The 19,029-nt window shown below is 28.9% G+C and carries 18 protein-coding genes, 2 rRNA genes and 2 other annotated features; of the genes, 2 read left to right on the forward strand and 18 right to left on the reverse strand.

The genetic code is table 11. The features are described 5' to 3' along the window. Positions 1 to 118 precede the first annotated feature (118 nt). The 7 genes from VN21_RS01285 to VN21_RS01315 all read right to left on the reverse strand — a co-directional run bounded on the left by VN21_RS01285 (position 119) and on the right by VN21_RS01315 (position 7,369). Entirely contained in the window at positions 119 to 889 is a 771-nt protein-coding gene (locus VN21_RS01285) for a TatD family hydrolase (RefSeq protein WP_046821670.1), read from the reverse strand. 12 nt (positions 890 to 901) lie between these two features. Then, entirely contained in the window at positions 902 to 2,836 is a 1,935-nt protein-coding gene (metG, locus tag VN21_RS01290) for a methionine--tRNA ligase (protein WP_046821671.1), read from the reverse strand. A 55-nt stretch (positions 2,837 to 2,891) separates the two neighbouring features. Beyond that, positions 2,892 to 3,131, reverse strand: a binding site (T-box leader). Between the two features lie 250 nt (positions 3,132 to 3,381). Further along, positions 3,382 to 4,104, reverse strand: a complete 723-nt coding sequence (locus VN21_RS01295; RefSeq protein WP_046821672.1) for an amino acid ABC transporter ATP-binding protein — start codon at positions 4,102 to 4,104, stop codon at positions 3,382 to 3,384. 15 nt (positions 4,105 to 4,119) lie between these two features. After that, a complete protein-coding gene (locus VN21_RS01300; protein ID WP_046821673.1) occupies positions 4,120 to 4,839 on the reverse strand; it encodes an amino acid ABC transporter permease in 720 nt (239 codons plus the stop codon). A 17-nt stretch (positions 4,840 to 4,856) separates the two neighbouring features. Continuing rightward, positions 4,857 to 5,666 (reverse strand): transporter substrate-binding domain-containing protein, encoded by an 810-nt coding sequence (locus tag VN21_RS01305; protein ID WP_046821674.1) that lies wholly within the window; start codon positions 5,664 to 5,666, stop codon positions 4,857 to 4,859. Positions 5,667 to 5,885: 219 nt separating this feature from the next. Next, positions 5,886 to 6,095: a binding site (T-box leader), on the reverse strand. A gap of 171 nt (positions 6,096 to 6,266) precedes the next feature. Next, the gene (locus VN21_RS01310) at positions 6,267 to 6,791 is read right to left on the reverse strand and encodes a spore maturation protein (protein ID WP_046821675.1); all 525 of its coding nucleotides are present in this window, start codon (positions 6,789 to 6,791) and stop codon (positions 6,267 to 6,269) included. Then, positions 6,791 to 7,369 carry a nucleoside recognition domain-containing protein gene (locus tag VN21_RS01315; protein ID WP_046821676.1) on the reverse strand — a complete coding sequence of 193 codons (579 nt, stop codon included), beginning with the start codon at positions 7,367 to 7,369 and terminating at the stop codon, positions 6,791 to 6,793. The genes VN21_RS01310 and VN21_RS01315 overlap by 1 nt, the downstream gene beginning before the upstream one ends. Positions 7,370 to 7,498: 129 nt before the next feature. Between VN21_RS01315 and VN21_RS01320 the strand changes: the two genes are divergently transcribed. Both VN21_RS01320 and VN21_RS01325 read left to right on the forward strand, forming a co-directional pair. Further along, positions 7,499 to 8,929 carry a nicotinate phosphoribosyltransferase gene (locus tag VN21_RS01320; RefSeq protein WP_046821677.1) on the forward strand — a complete coding sequence of 477 codons (1,431 nt, stop codon included), beginning with the start codon at positions 7,499 to 7,501 and terminating at the stop codon, positions 8,927 to 8,929. A 30-nt stretch (positions 8,930 to 8,959) separates the two neighbouring features. After that, entirely contained in the window at positions 8,960 to 9,388 is a 429-nt protein-coding gene (locus tag VN21_RS01325; RefSeq protein ID WP_021430395.1) for an Lrp/AsnC family transcriptional regulator, read from the forward strand. A 29-nt stretch (positions 9,389 to 9,417) separates the two neighbouring features. Here the strand turns inward: VN21_RS01325 and VN21_RS01330 are convergent, their stop codons facing one another. The 11 genes from VN21_RS01330 to VN21_RS01380 form a co-directional block, all read right to left on the reverse strand. Then, a complete protein-coding gene (locus VN21_RS01330; RefSeq protein WP_046821678.1) occupies positions 9,418 to 10,113 on the reverse strand; it encodes a M15 family metallopeptidase in 696 nt (231 codons plus the stop codon). A 179-nt stretch (positions 10,114 to 10,292) separates the two neighbouring features. Then, positions 10,293 to 11,483 (reverse strand): pyridoxal phosphate-dependent aminotransferase, encoded by a 1,191-nt coding sequence (locus tag VN21_RS01335; RefSeq protein ID WP_046821679.1) that lies wholly within the window; start codon positions 11,481 to 11,483, stop codon positions 10,293 to 10,295. Positions 11,484 to 11,707: 224 nt separating this feature from the next. Further along, on the reverse strand, positions 11,708 to 12,406 hold the full coding sequence (locus tag VN21_RS01340; protein ID WP_046821680.1) for an HD domain-containing protein: 699 nt from the start codon (positions 12,404 to 12,406) through the stop codon (positions 11,708 to 11,710). Positions 12,407 to 12,423: 17 nt separating this feature from the next. Next, positions 12,424 to 13,257, reverse strand: a complete 834-nt coding sequence (rsmI, locus tag VN21_RS01345) for a 16S rRNA (cytidine(1402)-2'-O)-methyltransferase (protein ID WP_046821681.1) — start codon at positions 13,255 to 13,257, stop codon at positions 12,424 to 12,426. Then, positions 13,258 to 14,010 (reverse strand): tRNA1(Val) (adenine(37)-N6)-methyltransferase, encoded by a 753-nt coding sequence (locus tag VN21_RS01350; protein ID WP_046821682.1) that lies wholly within the window; start codon positions 14,008 to 14,010, stop codon positions 13,258 to 13,260. A 279-nt stretch (positions 14,011 to 14,289) separates the two neighbouring features. Then, a complete protein-coding gene (locus VN21_RS01355; protein WP_046821683.1) occupies positions 14,290 to 15,174 on the reverse strand; it encodes a PSP1 domain-containing protein in 885 nt (294 codons plus the stop codon). Further along, positions 15,171 to 16,106 (reverse strand): DNA polymerase III subunit, encoded by a 936-nt coding sequence (locus VN21_RS01360; protein ID WP_046821684.1) that lies wholly within the window; start codon positions 16,104 to 16,106, stop codon positions 15,171 to 15,173. The genes VN21_RS01355 and VN21_RS01360 overlap by 4 nt, the downstream gene beginning before the upstream one ends. A gap of 2 nt (positions 16,107 to 16,108) precedes the next feature. Continuing rightward, complete coding sequence (locus VN21_RS01365) at positions 16,109 to 16,798, reverse strand: dTMP kinase (RefSeq protein WP_046821685.1); 690 nt, start codon at positions 16,796 to 16,798, stop codon at positions 16,109 to 16,111. A 76-nt stretch (positions 16,799 to 16,874) separates the two neighbouring features. Continuing rightward, positions 16,875 to 18,290, reverse strand: a complete 1,416-nt coding sequence (locus tag VN21_RS01370; RefSeq protein WP_046821686.1) for an aminotransferase class I/II-fold pyridoxal phosphate-dependent enzyme — start codon at positions 18,288 to 18,290, stop codon at positions 16,875 to 16,877. A 416-nt stretch (positions 18,291 to 18,706) separates the two neighbouring features. Next, positions 18,707 to 18,823, reverse strand: a 5S ribosomal RNA gene (rrf, locus tag VN21_RS01375). Between the two features lie 127 nt (positions 18,824 to 18,950). Next, positions 18,951 to 19,029: ribosomal RNA gene (locus tag VN21_RS01380) — 23S ribosomal RNA — on the reverse strand; the annotation flags it as partial.

Genomic DNA, 19,029 nt, shown 5'->3' on the forward strand with positions numbered 1-19,029 from the left:
TAATATCTTTATATTTTAAGCTTTATGCTAAATTTTATCAAGGCTACAAATCAGATTGTTCCTTAATTTAAATATTTTTATACAAAATAAAGGGATGTCTTAGACACCCCCTTTATCTTTATTTTATATTGAAAAATCTTTTAGCATTTTCTTTTGTAACTTCACAAACCTGCTCATATGAAATTCCTTTTTCTTGAGCTATTTTATCAGCTACAAATTGAACTAAAGAAGGATCATTTCTTTTTCCTCTATGTGGTTCTGGAGCCATATATGGAGAATCAGTCTCTATAAATAAATACTCAAGAGGTATTTCTCTAACAACTTCTCTAGTTTTTTTGTTATTTTTAAATGTTACAGTTCCTGGTATAGATATTAAGCATCCCATTTTAATATATTCTTTAGCAAGTTCTACATTCCCGCTATAACAATGAAGAACACATCCTATTTCAGGACTTTTTGTGTTTTTTATTATTTCAAATGTATCTCCATGTGCATCTCTATCATGAATTATTATAGGTAATTTAAGTTCATTAGCTAGTTCTATTTGTCTTTTAAACCATTCCTTTTGAGTTTCTCTAGGAGAGTTATCATAATAGTAATCTAAACCAATCTCACCTATAGCTTTTACTTTTTCATTTTGAGTAGCAAGTTTTCTTAATGTTTCTATATCATCTTCGTTCATTTCACCTACATCATGAGGATGAACTCCGACTGCAGCATATATAAAATCATATTTATTAGCTAATTCTACACTGCTTTTAGATGTTTCTATACAAGCTCCTGGATTTAAAACTAAATCTACGCCTTTATTTTTAAGAGAATTTATTAATTCTTCTCTATCTTCATCAAATCTTTCATCATTTAAATGTGCATGTGAGTCAAATAACATTTTGTCATCTCCTTATCTAACTTCGCAACCGTCTTTAGCTCCTTCTGTGAATGGTACGACTAAATCATCTCCATTATCTCCTGCAGCTAATATCATTCCTTGTGATTCTACCCCTCTTAATTTAACAGGTTTTAAATTACATACTACTGTAACTTCTTTTCCTATTAAATCTTCTGGCTTATACCATTTAGCTATTCCTGAAACTATTTGTCTTGTCTCTGGACCTACTTTTACTTGTGATACTAAAAGTCTATCTGCTTTTGGATGTTTTTCACAGCTTACAATTTTACCTATTCTAAGCTCAATTTTATCTAAATCATCTATAGATATTTCTGGTTTATGTTCTAATGGCGCTTCTACTTCTTCTTTTTTCTCTGAAAATAATTCTTGTAGTTCTTCTACTTCTTTTTCTATATCTAATCTTGGGAATAATGCATTTCCTTTTTCAACCTTTGTATTTTCTTTTATTAATCCAAAAGTTTTAGTACTTTCCCAAGTAGTTAAACTCTCATCATTTATTCCTAATTGTCCATATATCTTTTTAGCAGTATCGTTCATCATTGGATTTATAAGAGTTGCTACTATTCTTATAGATTCACATAAATTATATAACACTGCATCTAATTCATCTTTTTTAGCTTCATCTTTAGCTAAAGCCCATGGCATAGTTTCGTCTATATATTTATTAGTTCTTCTTATTAATTTCCAAGCTGATTCTAAAGCTTCATTAAATTGAAGTTTATTCATTTCTATTTCAAAGTTTTCAACTGAATTTTTAGCTGTTTCTTTTAAATTATCATCAAACTCAGTACTTACTTTTGGCATTGGTATTATTCCTTCGTTATACTTCTCAACCATAGAAACAGTTCTACTTACTAGGTTTCCTAAATCATTTGCTAAATCTGAATTAAGTCTAGTTACAAAGTTTTTGTGAGTATAATTACCATCTTGACCAAATGCAAATTCTCTTAATAAAAAGTATTTAAGAGCATCTACTCCATATCTTTCTATCATCTGTTCTGGGTATACTATATTTCCTTTAGATTTACTCATTTTGTCGTTATCAAATAATATCCACCCATGACCATATACTTGTGTAGGCATCTCTTCACCTAAAGCCATTAATATAGCTGGCCATATTATAGTATGGAATCTCATTATTTCTTTTCCTACTATATGAACATTAGCTGGCCAATACTTCTTGTATTCAGAATCATCTTCACTCATATATCCTAAAGCTGTTATATAGTTACATAACGCATCTACCCAAACATATATAACGTGTTTTTCATCAAAAGGAACTTTAATTCCCCAATCAAAAGTAGTTCTAGTTACACATAAGTCTTCTAATCCTTTATCTAAGAAGTTTGCAACCATTTCATTTTTTCTAGATACAGGGAAACAGAAGTTAGGATCTGCAAATAACTCTCTTAATCTATCTTCATATTTAGATAGTTTAAAGAAATATGCCTCCTCTTTCGCTATATAAGTATCTCTTCCACAGTCAGGACACTTATTTCCTTCTAATAATTGAGATTCTGTCCAAAAACTTTCACAAGGAGTACAGTATCTTCCTTCATAAGATCCTTTATATATATCACCTTGCTCATATAACTTAGTGAATATTTTTTGTATTATAACTTCATGTCTTTCTTGAGTTGTTCTTATGAAGTCATCATAAGATATATCCATAGTTTTCCATAGTTTTTGTATATCTGCTATCATTCCATCAAGGTACTCTATTTCTGTCATTCCCTTTTCTTTAGCAGTTTTTTGTATTTTTTCACCGTGCTCATCTGTTCCTGTTAAGAATTTTACATCGTACCCACAGAAACGTTTAAATCTTGCTATTGCATCTGCTGCAACAGTTGTGTAAGTATGTCCTATATGTAAATTACCACTTGGGTAATATATAGGAGTTGTAACGTAAAAAGTTGGTTTTGTCATATATATTTTCCTCCTCATTTTCTATATAAATAAAAAACTCGCCTCCTATGATATACATAGGGGCGAGGTTATATTCGCGGTACCACCCTAACTTTATCTAATAAAAAATATTATATTAGATATCTCAAAAGACGATAACGAGTCCATCCGTTTTATCTTAAAAATAGATATTAATCTACTATTCGGATAAAATAGCTCCAAGACCATATTCAATAACTCTTTTAACACTAGCTTTCACCTTATCTAGCTCTCTGTAGGAAAAATAATTATTTACTCATCTCTTCATAGCTTAATTAGTTATTATATTTAACATAAAGTATATGTTATATTCATTGTTTTTGTTAATATTATTTTAATTCTTAGGTAATTATATTTAATCGTGAACTTTAGATTAATATAATTATCAACTCATAAACTTGAGCAACGGACCTGTTTATTAAGGTCGTTGGCGACATGAGAGAAGCGAATTTTTATATAACTTATTAAGCTTAATTTTATTAAATTTACTACATTATGTCAATGTAATTTTCCTACATTGCTATGTTTTATATAACTTTATCAAAGAATTGTTTAGCTCTTATATTTTTTGTATTTTCAAATACATCTTTAGGTGTACCCTCTTCTAGGATATACCCTCCATCCATAAATACAACTTTACTTGCAACTTCTTTAGCAAATCCGATTTCATGAGTTACAACAGCCATAGTCATTCCCTCATCTGCAAGTTCTTTCATAACATCTAAAACCTCTTTAACCATCTCTGGGTCAAGCGCAGACGTAGGTTCGTCAAATAGTAAAACTTCCGGTTTCATGGCTAACGCTCTAGCAATTGCTATTCTCTGTTTTTGCCCTCCTGATAATTGAGATGGATATGCATCTTTTTTATCTAATAATCCAACTCTGTCTAACAAGTTTAAAGCATCTTCAATAGCTTCATCTTTATTTATTTTTTTTAATTTAATAGGTGCTATAATTATATTTTCTAGTACTGTCATATTTGGAAATAAGTTAAAATTTTGAAACACCATACCTATATTTTCTCTTACCTTATTAACATCACATTTTTTATCTAGTATATTTTGATTATTAAAAATAATTTCTCCGTTATTTGGTTTTTCTAATAAGTTTAAACATCTTAACAACGTACTCTTTCCAGATCCACTTGGCCCTAAAATAGCTACTATTTCTCCTTTTTTTATATCTAAATTTATATCCTTTAATACTTCTAATTTACCAAATTTTTTCTTTATATTCTTTACTTGGATCATAATTTAACCTCCTTATTAAGCATTAGTAGTTTTGAAAATTTTAAAAGAAGATTTTGATTCTCTTACACTTTTATTTTCAAGTTTTAATTCAAATAATCCAACTAATTTAGATAGTGTAAATGTAAGTACAAAATAAATCATAGCTGCTACTAGTAATGGTTCAAATGCTAAATAAGTGTTTCCTTTGACTATATCTGCACTATACATTAAATCTTGTATTCCTATTACAGAAACTATTGAAGATTCTTTTACCAAAACAATAAATTCATTTGCTAAAGCTGGAAGTACATTTTTCAATGCTTGAGGGATAATTACTAATCTCATACTAGTCGAGTAATCAAATCCTAATGATCTACTAGCTTCCATTTGTCCTTTATCTACTGATTGTATTCCTGATCTAAGAATTTCTGCTATATATGCACTTGAGTTAATAGAAAGTGCCACTATCGCTGATATATACTCAGATGGTATAGGTCCTACATCTGGAAATTTTATTCCTATTGTAGGGAATCCAAAGTAAATTATATATATTTGAACAAGTAAAGGAGTTCCTCTTAAAAATTCTATATATATTGAACCTAAAATACTAAAAATTTTATTTCTTGAAATTCTCGCCATACAAACTATTACTCCAGCTAAAAATCCTAAAATTAGTGTGCATATCGATATTCCAATTGTAATTTTCGTTCCATCTATAAAAAACTGTGAATAATCACTTAAAAAACTAAAATCCATTATAATTTACCTCCTGTTTATTGCGCTAATTGAGTAGCTTTTTGAACAAACTCTTCTATTTTATTTTTAGATTTTAATTCATCCAATGTTTTATTTACTTGATCTACTAAAGTTTTATCTTGAGATTTATCTATAGCTATAGCTGATCCTTCACCTTGATTTTCACCTAAATTTACATTTGATTCTACAAGATCAGGATATTGTTTTAAGTATCCACTTATAGCTTCTTTACTTACTACAGCTGCATCAACATTATTATTTTCTAGCTCTAAAATTACATCTGATATTTTTCCTAAAGATTTTATATCCTTAGTTTTTATAACATCCTTAGCTATAGTTTCTTGTAAACTAGCTTTTTGTACAGCTATATTTGCACTTTTTAAATCTTCAATATTTTTATATTTATCTTTATTAGATTCTTTTACTAAAATAGTATGTTCTCCGTTGTAGTATACATTAGAAAAATTAACAGCTTTTTTTCTTTCCTCTGTTGGGCTCATTCCTGCAATTACCATATCTGCATTTCCTGATTTAATTGCCCCTAATAGACCATCAAACTTCATATCTTTAATTTCTAACTTTACACCTAAATCTTTTGCTATTTCTTCTGCTATCATCATTTCAAATCCTACTATGCTATCTTTTCCATCCACTTTTTTATGGAACTCATACGGAGGGTAATCTGCACTTGTAGCTACCGTTAGTACTCCTTTATCTTTGATTGATTGCAATTGACTTTCATCCTCTTTTGATGATGAACATCCTACTACACCTAAAGTTAAAACTCCTATTAATCCAGTAAACACTACTTTTTTTAATATTTTCATTATAATACCTCCTAATTAATAATTATTAGTAATTGATAATTCATAGTTGCTTTTGTTATAATTTTTTCCTTAATTGTCCACTTAAGCATAAAAAAAGCCCCTTAGCAAAATGCTAAGAGACGAAATTATCCGTGGTACCACTCTCATTGATAAGTTAATCAAATATATGCTAATACAAATATAATTCATTATATTAAAAAAGTCTCTTGGTTATAAAAACCAAGAGACGAATTATATCCGCGTTACCACTCTAATTGACAAGTAAACTTATCCACTCTATCCTTTAAGGCAGGCTCACCGATTACCATACTATTATTTCAGGCAACCTTCTCCAAAGCTCTCTTCACAATAAACGTCATTACTAGGCTCACACCAACCCTAGCTCGCTGAAACTCAATTTAATGTTACTCTCTTTTTCATAGAATTTAATTTTGAAATTTTATTATAAACTAATTATAGTGCCTTATTATGTAATTGTAAATAAAAAATTTTAAAATTTAACAAAAAACTTTCTTGTATAAATTCTACAAAATGTTTTTAGCCTATCGAACAATATTGGACATACTATGTATCCGATATTAAATTTTAAGATTGAATATTTTAAGCAAATAATATGTAACATATAAACACAGCCGCTAATACACCTGCAACATGACTCATCATTGCACATGCTAAAGTATGCCTAGTATTTTTTATTTTTAAGCTTCCAAAATATATAGCCATTGTATAAAATATGGTTTCCGATGCTCCAACTATAGTTGCCCCCATTTTCTCAACTAAATTTCCCATCCCTACTCTACTTACAAGTTCATTATACATTCCTAAAGCTCCACTTCCCGATAAAGGTTTAACTATTATAAGGCCTATTAGCTCTTTTGGAATACTAAATAATTCTGCTATAGGCTTAAATATAAACTCTAACATATCAATTCCTTTTCCACTTTTAAATATTCCTATTGCTAAAAATATTCCTATTATGTATGGCAATATGCTCCATGTAGCCTTTAATCCATCTATAGCACCTTTAACAAAACTATCATATATGTCTACACCTTTTATCTTTCCATGGATTACAATCCCTAGAATAATAATAGGTATTATAGAATTTGAAAATAAATCAATCATTACTTATACCTCCTTCTTTGAAGGAATTTACAACTTGTTATTGCAACTATAGTAGATACAATTGTTGCAAATAAAGTTGAAATTATTACTTCTCCTGGATTCGATGATCCTCCATCTAACCTTAATTTAATCATGGTAAATGGAATAATTTGTATAGATGAAATATTTATTACTAAAAACATAACCATATCATTTGTAGCTGTATCTTTTCTTTTATTTAAAGTTTGTAATTCATTCATAGCTTTTAATCCAAATGCTGTAGCTCCATTTCCTGCTCCTAACATATTTAAAACCATATTCATAACTATATATGACATAGCTTTATGACCTTTTGGAATAGATGGAAATATTTTTTTTAAAATAGGATATAATATATCCCCTATTTTATTTATTAATCCAGAATCTTTAGCTATATTCATAATCCCCATCCAAAGGGCCATTATTCCGGCTAAACTTACTGCAAATTCAATTCCTTTAGATGATTCATTCAATATAACTTCATTTAATTGTGCTAAATTGTTTGTACATATGCTTCCTACTATCCCAATTGAAATCATCCAAAACCATATTTTTCCCATATAAATCTACCCCCTCTTATGAATTTTATGATAGTAAGTTCCCATATTATACTTGAAACTTATCCTATATTATGTTTTAGTATACTTATGTAATTTTTTTATATTTTTAGGGTAATAAGGAGATATATAATGAAAAATTTAACACTTCTTACTGACTTATATCAGCTTACTATGATTAATGGATATTTTGAGAATGGTGTTCATGATGATATAGTCGTATTTGATATGTTTTTTAGGAAAAACGCTTGCAAGGGTGGGTATACGATTGTTTGTGGTATAGATCAACTAGTTGAGTACATAAATAACCTTAATTTTTCCAACAGTGACTTGGAATACCTTAGGGGCCTAAACTTATTCTCAGATGAATTTTTAGATTTCTTAAAAGATTTTAAATTTACAGGAGATATTTATTCTGTTCCTGAAGGAACTGTAATGTTCCCAAATGAACCGATAATAAGGATTAAAGCACCACTTTATCAAGCTCAACTTATTGAAACTGCATTGCTTACAATAGTAAACTTCCAGTCACTAATAGCTAGTAAAGCTTCAAGAGTTTGCTTTGCAGCTCAAGGTGATTCAGTATTAGAATTTGGATTAAGACGTGCTCAAGGTCCAGATGCAGGAATATATGGTGCAAGAGCAGCTATAATCGGGGGATGTAGTGCCACTGCAAATGTACTCGCAGGGAAAATGTTTGATATCCCTATAGTTGGAACTCATGCTCATAGCTGGGTTCAAAAATTCGATTCTGAATTAGAGGCATTTGAAGCTTATGCAAAAATTTATCCAGATAAGTGCCTTTTATTAGTAGATACTTATGATGTTTTAAATAGTGGAGTTCCTAATGCAATTAAAGTCTTTAAAGATTTAAAGACTAAAGGCTATAAACCAGTTGGAATCAGACTAGACTCTGGTGATTTAGATTATTTATCTAAAGCATGTAAAAAAGTATTAGATTCAGAAGGTTTCACGGATATACAAATAACAGCATCTAATGATTTAGATGAATATGCTATATCAAGCTTAAAATCATCTGGTTCTCCAATTAATTCTTGGGGAGTTGGAACAAAACTAATAACTTCAGCTGATTCTCCATCATTAGGCGGAGTTTATAAACTGGTAGCATCTTTTAAAAATAACCAAATCGAACCAAAAATAAAAATTTCTGAAGATCCAGAGAAAATTACTAATCCTGGATACAAAAAAGTTGTTAGAATATATAATAATCAGGGAAAAGCTGAAGCAGATTTAATAATGCTTGAAGATGAGGTTCTAGATACTACAAAACCATTGACTGTGTTCCATCCAGTATATACATGGAAGAAAAAAACATTTAAAAATTATACAATCAGAGAACTTTTACAACCTTTATTTGTTAATGGAAATTGTGTATATGAAAAAAGATCAGTGTCTGAAATAAAAAAATATGCTCAAAATGAACTAAATACTTTATGGAGAGAATATAGACGACTAGTCTATCCTCAAACATACAAAGTTGACTTATCTGAAAATCTTTGGAATCTAAAAAATTCTATGCTAGACACTAAAAAAAATGTTTAACTAATATCGAAAGTCGAAAGGAGTTTTAATATGGATGCAACAGATTTTAAAATTATAGAACTACTGCAAGAAGATGGTAGAATTTCCATGAAGGATTTAGGTAAAATAGTAGGTTTAACATCACCTGCAGTTTCAGAAAGAGTTAAAAGGTTAGAAGAATCTGGAGTTATTAAAGGCTATAAAGCTATCGTAAATCCAGATAAATTAGGAAGAGTAATTAAATCTTTTATAAATATATCTTTACCTAGTGAAAACTATCAATCTTTTATAGACTACGTTAAACGTGATAACCGTATTGTTGAATGTCATCACATAACTGGGGATGATTGTCTTTTACTAAAAGTTATAGTTCCAGATATGTATGCACTTGAACAAGTAATTGATAAAATTAAGCAAGTAGGAAGAACTAAAACATCTGTTATTCTTTCAACAATAATCGAAGGTAAATCTATATTATAAATAAAATAGAGGATGATTTTTTTCATCCTCTATTTTAATCCCAAATATTCTTCTAGTGTTAAATCATTCATTTTAAAATTCTTACTATGCTCTTTACCTACATATCTATAGTGCCAAGATTCATACATATACCCAGTTATATCTTCTTTACCTTTTGGGTATCTAAGTATAAATCCATACTTATATGCATTTTCATACAACCACTTAGCTTGTGGTGTATTGTCAAACCATGGCCCTATTGATTTTTTATAATTTCCATTTGATATATCTAAAGCTAGTCCTGTTTGATGTTCACTAAACCCTGGTACTGAAGAGTATCTATCAGCAGCTTCTTTTCCATCTCTTTGAACATAATTATTATATAGTTGAACTTGTGTATCATAACTTCTATATCCGCTTCTTACATTTATTTCAAGTCCATCTTTCTTTGCAGCTTCTTGCATTTCTTTAAAAGCTTCCATTGCTTCATAATCTTCACTTCCACTTGCTGGAGCATATTCACTAGGAAGACCATAATCTTTATTCGCAACCAATATTCCATCTATATAAAGAGGTTGTATACCTTCTATATACTCACTTCTTTCATGCTTTGGTTTTTTTTCTATAGATTCTATTTTATCCTCATTTATATCTGCATAAGTATCCTTTTCTTTTGATGATACCATGCTATACGTTTGGAATACAACAATTGCTATAACTATAGCTACTATGCCTTTCTTTAACATAAATTACCCCCATTATTCTATTTTTCAAACAATATTTATTATTATACTCCAAAATATTACTTAGTTCTATAATATATGACCTTTGTAATCTAATTGACATTATATAAATCAAAAATAAAAAAGCTATCTTAACAAGTAGAATATAAATCTACAAGTTAAAATAGCATGTTAATTCTTAATTATAAAGTTATAGCTTTCTCTATTCTCTCTAGACCCTCTTTTATATTTTCTAATGATGTTGCATAAGAGAGTCTTATGTAATTATCATTTCCAAATCCTATTCCTGGAACAACAGCTACTTTTGCATCATCTAATAAATAATCAGCAAAGTCTATTGAATTTTTTATTTCTTTTCCATTTAAAGTTTTACCTAATAGTTTACTTATATTTACCATTACATAAAAAGCCCCTTGTGGTTTTAAGCATGATAAATTTTCTATAGAGTTAACTTTATCAACCATGAAGTCTCTTCTTTCTTTAAATGCTTCAAGCATTTCCTTCAATGTATCCTCTGGAGCATTTAAAGCAGCTATTGTAGCATATTGAGCTATAGTATTTGGATTTGAAGTAGCATGACTTTGGAAATTTGACATAGACTTAGCTATTTCTTTTTTACAAGCAGTGTATCCTATTCTCCATCCTGTCATTGCATAAGCTTTTGCTACCCCATTTACAACTATTGTTAAATCTTTTATATCTTCATTAAAAGATGCTATACTTTTGTGAGTTCCTTCATATAATAGTTTTTCATATATTTCATCTGAGATTACATATATATTATTTTTCACAGCTAAATCAGCTATAGCTTTTAAATCTTCTTCTTTATAAGCTGTTCCAGTTGGATTATTTGGTGTATTTAATATTATCGCTTTAGTTTTATCTGTTATTGCAGATTCTAAAGCTTCAACTGTGTATTTAAATTCAGCTTCTTCTGGACACTCTACAAATACAGGTTTTGCATCTACTAATCTTGTTAATTCTGGATAACTTACCCAATATGGATTAGGAACTATTACTTCATCTCCAGGATTACATATCGCTGATAAAGTATTAAATAATGAGTGTTTAGCTCCATTAGAAACAACTATTTGATCTTTAGTGTATTCTAAGTTATTATCTCTTTTTAATTTATCACATATAGCTTGCTTTAAACTATCCATTCCTGAAGCAGCAGTATACCCTATACTCTCATTTTCTATAGCATCTATAGCTGCATCTCTTATGTGTTTGGGAGTTCTAAAATCAGGTTCCCCTGCCCCAAATCCTATTATATCTACGCCTTGAGCTTTTAAGCTCTTAGCTTTTGCAGTTATAGCTAATGTTACTGATGGTTGAATTGATTTTAATTTATTTGATATATCTTTTCTCATTCCTTATCCTCCCCAAGCTTAAGTCAATTATAAAATCGTTTTCCAAAGCATTGTTTTTTAACCTTTTTTAAATAAAATCTTTAAATATAAACGTAATAAAAGTGTATTAATTTAAAAAATTAACACACTTTTATAATATACAAATTTTTGCAAATTGTCTATATCTTAATATTAAATAAAATTTTACTATACCTATATTCCAACGACTTTGCCTTTTATCTAAACTAACCTCTCTCATATCGATATATGTAGTTAGTTATTGCATAGTCCATATAAGATTTAATTATACCCATGTCTTCATCTGGTCTTATTAATTTTCGAGTTGATACTATATCAACATATCCTATAAGGAATATATCTATACTTTCATCTTTTAGGTCATCAAATATATTAAATAATCTTTCTTTGGACATATCATTATTTCTGTATAATTCAAGTAATGACATATGATATCTAATATATTTGTATAAAATAGATGAATTTAACTCACTTAAATTTAATATTTTAGATATTTCTAATGATTTATTCGCTCCTAATATTTCGTGTTTTTTAAAATGAATTCTTCCATTATCATCAACAGTTTGAGCTATCGGTTTACCCATATCATGCAGGAATATCCCTAATTTTATAAGATCTATTTTTTTCATTCCATTTTCTAATTCTTTGTTTAAAGATTCAAATACCCTATGTTTTAAATGGGTTTCAAAAAAGTTTTCTTCCTTTACAATATCTTCAAATAATTTAACAGCTAGAATTGAATGTTCAAAGCAGTTTATGACATGATATTTGCATTCACCTACACACTTCATATCACTGGTAATAGGCAATAGTTTTGCTAAATCTCCTGACTCATCCATTTTTTTAATTGAATCAACTGTATTTTTACTTTTTATACAATCCATTAGTTTTTTTACTAATGTCATGTTTTATCACCTCTATTTTATAAATCTAGAACTTGTTTATATACTATATCTTTCTTTAATTTTCTTTCTTTACACACAGTTTTAATTGCATCTTTTTTGCTTATACCTTTTTCCATAAGCTTTGCTACATACTCTCTATCATTTAAATCATCATATTCGCAAACTTTTTCGACTTCTCCTTTAAATCCTTCAACTATAAGTACAAATTCTCCTTTTACTTCTCTTTCATTAAAAATTTCTATACAACCTTGTATATCTTTTCTTATTATTTCTTGATATTTTTTAGTTAATTCTCTATTTATAGATATAGATCTATTCCCTAATATTTTTAGCATATCTTTTAAAGTATCTTTTAGTCTATGCGGAGATTCATAAAATATAATAGTTCTTTTCTCATATTGTAATTCTTCTAGTTGTGCTCTTCTTCTTTTTTTATCTCTATCTAAAAAGCCTTCAAATGCAAATTTTCCAGTTTCAAGCCCTGATCCTATTAATGCCGTTATAGATGCAGTAGGCCCAGGTAATACAACTACCTCAATATCATTTTCAATAGCCTGTTTTATTACTTCTTCTCCAGGGTCTGATATCCCAGGCATTCCAGCATCACTTATCAACGCTATATTTTCTCCGCTTAATAATTTATTTATTAAATATCCGCCTTTATTATCTTTATTGTATTCATGGTAACTTGTTAATGGTTTCGATATTTCAAAATGATTTAGAAGTTTAATACTATGTCTAGTATCTTCTGCTGCTATTAAATCAACTTCATTTAAAACTCTTAAAGTTCTATATGTTATATCTTCTAAATTTCCAATTGGAGTTCCACATACATATAATTTTCCACTCATTTACTTTTCTCCTATATCTTGATTTGCATATATGTCATCAATTTCTTTAGTATAATTTCCATTCTCATCATAAACATATAATGGATCTAATATTTTTAAATCTGGTCTTCCACCCTTAGTAAATTGAACTAACATTATGTTAGGAGCCTTGCCTTGCTTAGGATGAATAAACTGAATTTGCTTTGGCTCTAACTTATATTGTCTTGCTAATGTTATTATTTCTATCAGTCTAGTTGGTCTGTGGATCATGTAAAACTTACCTGTATCTTTCAATAGTCTAGATGCTGATCTTATAACATCTTCTAAATTACATTTTACTTCATGTCTTGATATAGCCTTTTTATCATTTGGATTTTTTATTCCATTATCGTGCATGTATGGAGGATTCGAAGTAACTACATCAAACTTGTTAACTTCTAAAGTTTTATCTATTACTTTTATATCTCCATTTACAATTTTAACCCTATCTTGTAAGTCATTTAATAGTACAGATCTTGAAGCCATCTCATAAACTTCTTCTTGAATCTCTACACCTATAATTTCCTTAGCTTCACTTTTACCAGCTATTAATATTGGTATTATACCTGTTCCTGTTCCTAAATCTACTACACTAGCACCTCTTTTTACTTTAGCAAAATTAGCTAGTAAAACAGCATCTACTCCAAAACAAAATCCAGTTGTGTCTTGTATCAACCTTAGTCCTTTTAATTGAATATCATCTATTCTTTCCGTCTCTTTTATTTTTACGTCCATAAATCTACTCCTTAACATTAAAAATTCGCTTCGCTTGAGCAACTACGTCTGCGAACTACTTCATATCGCCAAAATTTCATATCGTCAACGTCCACTCGGCAAGCTCGTGTCCCCGTTACTCAAACGACTTTATCCGTTGCTTAAAATCTTTTTAACGCTCAAAATATAGTGTTTTGATGCAAATAAATTTTTTAGATTATTCACAAATTCCAGCAAGTGTAATTTCTTTAAGCGTTAAAAATTCGCAATTTAAAGGGTAGGAAATATCCTACCCCCCTATTAATCTTCTAATTTTTTTAACTCTCTTAATGTTTCTGCATCAAGTTTTTCATCTTTTTGTCCACATCCAGAACATTTCTTGGCTTCTTGTAAAATCTTTATCTCTTCTTTTTCATAAAGTTTTATATTTTTATCTTGTAATTCCACTTTAATTTGTTCTAAAAGAGGATTAATTTCAATTACTTTTCCTTTTCCATCCGGGGATTGTACTATAGAGCCTACTGTTGGCATTTTTTCTAATGCTTCACTATATACATCATGTTCATATTTTAAGCAGCAGAATAATCTACCACATATGCCTGAAATTTTAGTAGGATTAAGTGATAAACTTTGGTCCTTTGCCATTTTTATAGATACAGGTTGGAAATCCCCTAACCAAGAAGAACAACATAATCTTCTTCCGCATGGTCCAAGTCCACCTATAGATTTAGCTTCGTCTCTTACTCCAATTTGTCTTAATTCTATTCTAGTCTTAAATATAGAAGCTAGATCTTTTACAAGTTCTCTAAAATCTATTCTTCCTTCTGCTGTAAAGTAGAATATTAGCTTATTTCTATCAAATGTATATTCACAATCTATAAGAAACATAGTTAATTCATGTTCTTTTATTTTTTGTTGGCAAACCTCAAAAGTTTCTTTTGCTTTTTCTTTATTTTCTAAATAAATCTTAGTATCTTCTTCTGTTGCTATTCTTACAATAGGTTTTAAAGGTGATACTAACTCACTTTCATCTAATTCCTTAGGTCCTACTACAACCTTGCCATATTCTAATCCCCTTGCAGTTTCTACTACTACATCTACATTTTTCTCTATTTCGAATTCTACAGGGTCAAAATAATATATTTTCCCTGCACTTTTGAATCTAACACCCACTATTCTTATCATTTAATCACCTCATATATATTTAAAGACATCACTTGTATACTCAAATTAAAGTTACAATTACTTTTTAACTTTTTCTTAGTCTCTTCTATTATATCAATAATCTTAGACACTTGAGAATAGTTAATTTTTTTGCTCATATTTTGTAAAAATGTTATTTTATCTATATTTATAATCATATCTTTATTTATATTTTCTTTTAGCATCATTATATCTCTAAAATAATTCAAAGTTATATCCAAAACTTCAATAATATTATCTTTATATTTGTCATACTTACTTGGAAGTTCTAATATATCAACTACATTCTTGTCTAACATAGTTTGTATATTACTTTGAATATCTTCTCTCATTACCATAAAATCTGATGACTCAGACAGTTCTAAAGCTTTGCTTATACTTCCTCTAGAAAATGTAGCTAACATACTAGCTTTTCTATCTTCAATTCCCTTTGTTTTTAAATACTCCTTTAATTCTATAAAAGGTATTGGTAAAAACTTTACTATATCACATCTTGACTTTATTGTATCTAGTAATGAGTTTTTATTATTTGTTAAAAGTATTATTATTACGTAGTTAGGTGGCTCTTCTAATGTTTTTAATAATGCATTTTGAGACTCTATAGTCATTTTTTCTGCATCAGTAATTAAATATATTTTATAGTCTCCATGTGGCTTTATTATAACATCAGTCTGTAAGCTTCTTATTTGAGCTATTTTTATACTTGCACCTTGAGGTTCTATAGATATAAAATCAGGGTTATTCTCAAGATGTTTTGTTTTAAGTAAAAATTTTGCAAACTCCTGTGCAAGTGTGCTTTTACCAACTCCATTTATTCCCTCAAATAAATATGCATGATTTATTTTATCTTTTGTAATAGAGTTTGATAAATATTTTTTAGCAAAACTTTGTCCTATAATATTTTCAAAATACATATCTATTTCTCCATAGAATCTATAGTTTTTTTAACGACTTTATATATTTCTTCATGTATGTTATCTATACTTCTTAATTTTTCATCGTCTATACAATCAATTTTATTCCAATTATACTTGTTTGCTATATATAAAGAGTTATTATATGATCTTGTTAGATAGTCTATATCACTTTCATGTATATCCTTTTTTTCTTCCCCTGTAAATTTATTTTTTCTATTTTCCATAAGTTTTTTACTAAACTCTACAGGAACATCCAAAAATACTACACAATCTGGTTGTGGAATCTTATATAAATTAAACTCAAAGTCAAATAACCAATTTATATATTTATCTCTTTCTTGTTCATCCATTTTCGATGCTTGATGAACCATATTTGAAGTAGTATATCTATCTGCTATTATAATTCCGCCTTCATTATAAAAAGATTCCCATTCCGTTTTAAAAGATGCGTATCTATCTGCTGCGAAGAATGTAGAAGCTACATATGCATCTACATCATTAGCATTTTTCCCGAAGTCTCCATTTAAATACATCTTAACTAGTGAAGCAGAGTCTGATTTATAGTTTGGATATTCGACTTTTTTTACTTTATACCCATCCTCTATTAATCTATTGTATAATTTTTTGGTTTGAGTTGCTTTTCCGCTAGCATCTGAACCACTTTCTATAATTATTAACTTTCCTTTCATTTTTTACACCTATCAATATTGATCACGCTTAATATACTCATATACGTAACTAATATTCTCTTCCTTTCTTATGAATTTAATCTATGTCTATAACTTGAATAAACCTAAGTTCACTATCTTTAACTCCATTAACGTTCATTCCCTTAGATTTACATTCTATAATGTAATCAATAACTTCTTTCGTAATCTCTTCTCCTGAAGATACTAAGCTAACTCCAGGTGGATATGGTATTATATACTCACCTGAAATTTTTCCTATGCTATTCTCTATTTTAACATTTTTTTTATCCATATAGAATGCTTCTCTTGGACTTAATATCTTTTTAGGTAATTTAATTGGATACGATACGTTTTTTAAATGACTTTCTTTCTTATAAATTTTATCTATTTCAAATAATACATCTTTTAACTTTACAAATTCATCTTTTGTATTCCCAATTGTTGCAATCAATAAAACACCATAGTAATTAGATAACTCAACCTGTATATTATAATTTTCTCTTAAAATATTTTCTAATTCATGTCCCGTAATCCCAAGTTTCTTTGTATTTAAAAATATTTTAGTATAATCTTTACTTTCATCTACTTTAATATTTTTAAGCTTATAAAGTTCACTTTTAAATTCATCTATATTACTTAAAAGTTTGTCCATCAAATCAAACCCGTTTTTTTCGTATATATCTACAGCTATATCCAAAGATGCCATAAGTAAATATGATGGGCTTGAAGATTCTGTTATTCTCAGCATATTTGTTAACTTATTTATATTTATTCTATTTCCTTTAATATGAATCATAGATGATTGTGTAAAGGATGGTAATGTTTTATGAGTACTTTGTATTACTATATCTGCGCCTTGGCTTAATGCTGTCTCTGGTAGCTTCTCACTTAACCCTAAGTGAGCTCCATGGGCTTCATCTATTATAACAGTCATACCTTTTTCATGTGCATAACTACAAATAGACTTTAAATCAAATATATCCCCAAAATAAGTTGGATAAGTCAGAAAAACTGCCTTTGCATCTAAATTTGAGTCTATGACACTTTTTACATCATCAAAGCTAACTCCAGATAAAGTATTACTATCTTTATTTATACTAGGATTAACATAAATTGGATCTATATCTCCAATTATACAGGAATTAATCGCTGATTGATGACAATCTCTATTTAGTATTATTTTTTCTTTAGGATTTACAGAAGCCATTATAGCTGCCTCAATTCCACAAGTAGATCCATTCACTAAATAAAAAGTTTTATCGCTTTTAAATACTTCTGAAGCCCTTTTAAGAGACTCTTTTATACACTCTTCTGGTGAATGTAAATTATCCGCCCCTGGAATCTCAGTTGTATCTAGCTTATATAAATTTTCAAGTATATCTTCATACCCTAGCATTTTATATATAGCGCCTTTCTTATGACCTGGCATATGAAATGATATTATATTATCATCAACTATTTTTCTTAAAGAATCTATTATTGGTGTATTCATTACTTTTAATTTTACTTTAACTTAAATTTCAAGCTAAAGATCCTCCTCCTAAAACATATTGTGGTTATATTAAACAACTATTTCAATCATATAATTATAATCAAGTTTTTTAAAGTATCTTTTATCATTTTTTACTTTATATTTTAATCCCATCTCGTACAAGTGTAATCTTTTTATTTTTATACAACAAAAAGTGGTTGATATTTAGTTTGCAGCGAAGTAATCTCTTAAATCATCTTTTCTCATCTCTTTGTATCCTCCCGTACAAGCGTAATTCTTTTATATTTTGCACAACAAAAAGTGGTTGAGACTTAGTTTGTAGCGCAGCGGTCATTCAAAGCATTTTCTCAGCTTTATGACCCAAGCACAAACTAAATATCAACCACCACTTAAATCCACGTAAAATAAAAAAGATTACGCGGCTACGTCCTACTCTCCCAGGCAGCTTCCCACCAAGTACCATCGGCGCTAAAGAGCTTAACTTCTGTGTTCGGAATGGGAACAGGTGTATCCTCTTTGCTGTAATAACCGCATAATCTTTATTTAGAGTTAGTACTCTAAAAACTGAATAACATTTGTAAGATTAAAATTCACCGTGATCATTTCGCCAACGTCTAAATATTCATATACATTCATATTTATCCCGTTGCTCAAATAATCTTGGTCAAGTCCTCGATCTATTAGTATCGGTAAGCTACATACATTGCTGCACTTACACCTCCGACCTATCAACCAGGTA

Source organism: Paraclostridium benzoelyticum (assembly GCF_001006285.1).
GTDB classification, from domain to species: Bacteria; Bacillota; Clostridia; order Peptostreptococcales; family Peptostreptococcaceae; genus Paraclostridium; species Paraclostridium benzoelyticum.

What these genes read in the sequence shown, in the direction of transcription:
- VN21_RS01315 (WP_046821676.1), bottom strand. Translation starts at nt 7,369, where the DNA reads ATGGGAAAAATATGGTTTTGGATGATTTCAATTGGGATAGTAGGAAGC.
- rsmI (WP_046821681.1), bottom strand. Translation starts at nt 13,257, where the DNA reads ATGAGTGGAAAATTATATGTATGTGGAACTCCAATTGGAAATTTAGAA.
- VN21_RS01325 (WP_021430395.1), top strand. Translation starts at nt 8,960, where the DNA reads ATGGATGCAACAGATTTTAAAATTATAGAACTACTGCAAGAAGATGGT.
- VN21_RS01365 (WP_046821685.1), bottom strand. Translation starts at nt 16,798, where the DNA reads ATGAAAGGAAAGTTAATAATTATAGAAAGTGGTTCAGATGCTAGCGGA.
- VN21_RS01295 (WP_046821672.1), bottom strand. Translation starts at nt 4,104, where the DNA reads ATGATCCAAGTAAAGAATATAAAGAAAAAATTTGGTAAATTAGAAGTA.
- VN21_RS01310 (WP_046821675.1), bottom strand. Translation starts at nt 6,791, where the DNA reads ATGATTGATTTATTTTCAAATTCTATAATACCTATTATTATTCTAGGG.
- VN21_RS01350 (WP_046821682.1), bottom strand. Translation starts at nt 14,010, where the DNA reads ATGGACGTAAAAATAAAAGAGACGGAAAGAATAGATGATATTCAATTA.
- VN21_RS01370 (WP_046821686.1), bottom strand. Translation starts at nt 18,290, where the DNA reads ATGAATACACCAATAATAGATTCTTTAAGAAAAATAGTTGATGATAAT.
- VN21_RS01360 (WP_046821684.1), bottom strand. Translation starts at nt 16,106, where the DNA reads ATGTATTTTGAAAATATTATAGGACAAAGTTTTGCTAAAAAATATTTA.
- VN21_RS01340 (WP_046821680.1), bottom strand. Translation starts at nt 12,406, where the DNA reads ATGACATTAGTAAAAAAACTAATGGATTGTATAAAAAGTAAAAATACA.
- metG (WP_046821671.1), bottom strand. Translation starts at nt 2,836, where the DNA reads ATGACAAAACCAACTTTTTACGTTACAACTCCTATATATTACCCAAGT.
- VN21_RS01300 (WP_046821673.1), bottom strand. Translation starts at nt 4,839, where the DNA reads ATGGATTTTAGTTTTTTAAGTGATTATTCACAGTTTTTTATAGATGGA.
- VN21_RS01305 (WP_046821674.1), bottom strand. Translation starts at nt 5,666, where the DNA reads ATGAAAATATTAAAAAAAGTAGTGTTTACTGGATTAATAGGAGTTTTA.
- VN21_RS01330 (WP_046821678.1), bottom strand. Translation starts at nt 10,113, where the DNA reads ATGTTAAAGAAAGGCATAGTAGCTATAGTTATAGCAATTGTTGTATTC.
- VN21_RS01335 (WP_046821679.1), bottom strand. Translation starts at nt 11,483, where the DNA reads ATGAGAAAAGATATATCAAATAAATTAAAATCAATTCAACCATCAGTA.
- VN21_RS01320 (WP_046821677.1), top strand. Translation starts at nt 7,499, where the DNA reads ATGAAAAATTTAACACTTCTTACTGACTTATATCAGCTTACTATGATT.
- VN21_RS01285 (WP_046821670.1), bottom strand. Translation starts at nt 889, where the DNA reads ATGTTATTTGACTCACATGCACATTTAAATGATGAAAGATTTGATGAA.
- VN21_RS01355 (WP_046821683.1), bottom strand. Translation starts at nt 15,174, where the DNA reads ATGATAAGAATAGTGGGTGTTAGATTCAAAAGTGCAGGGAAAATATAT.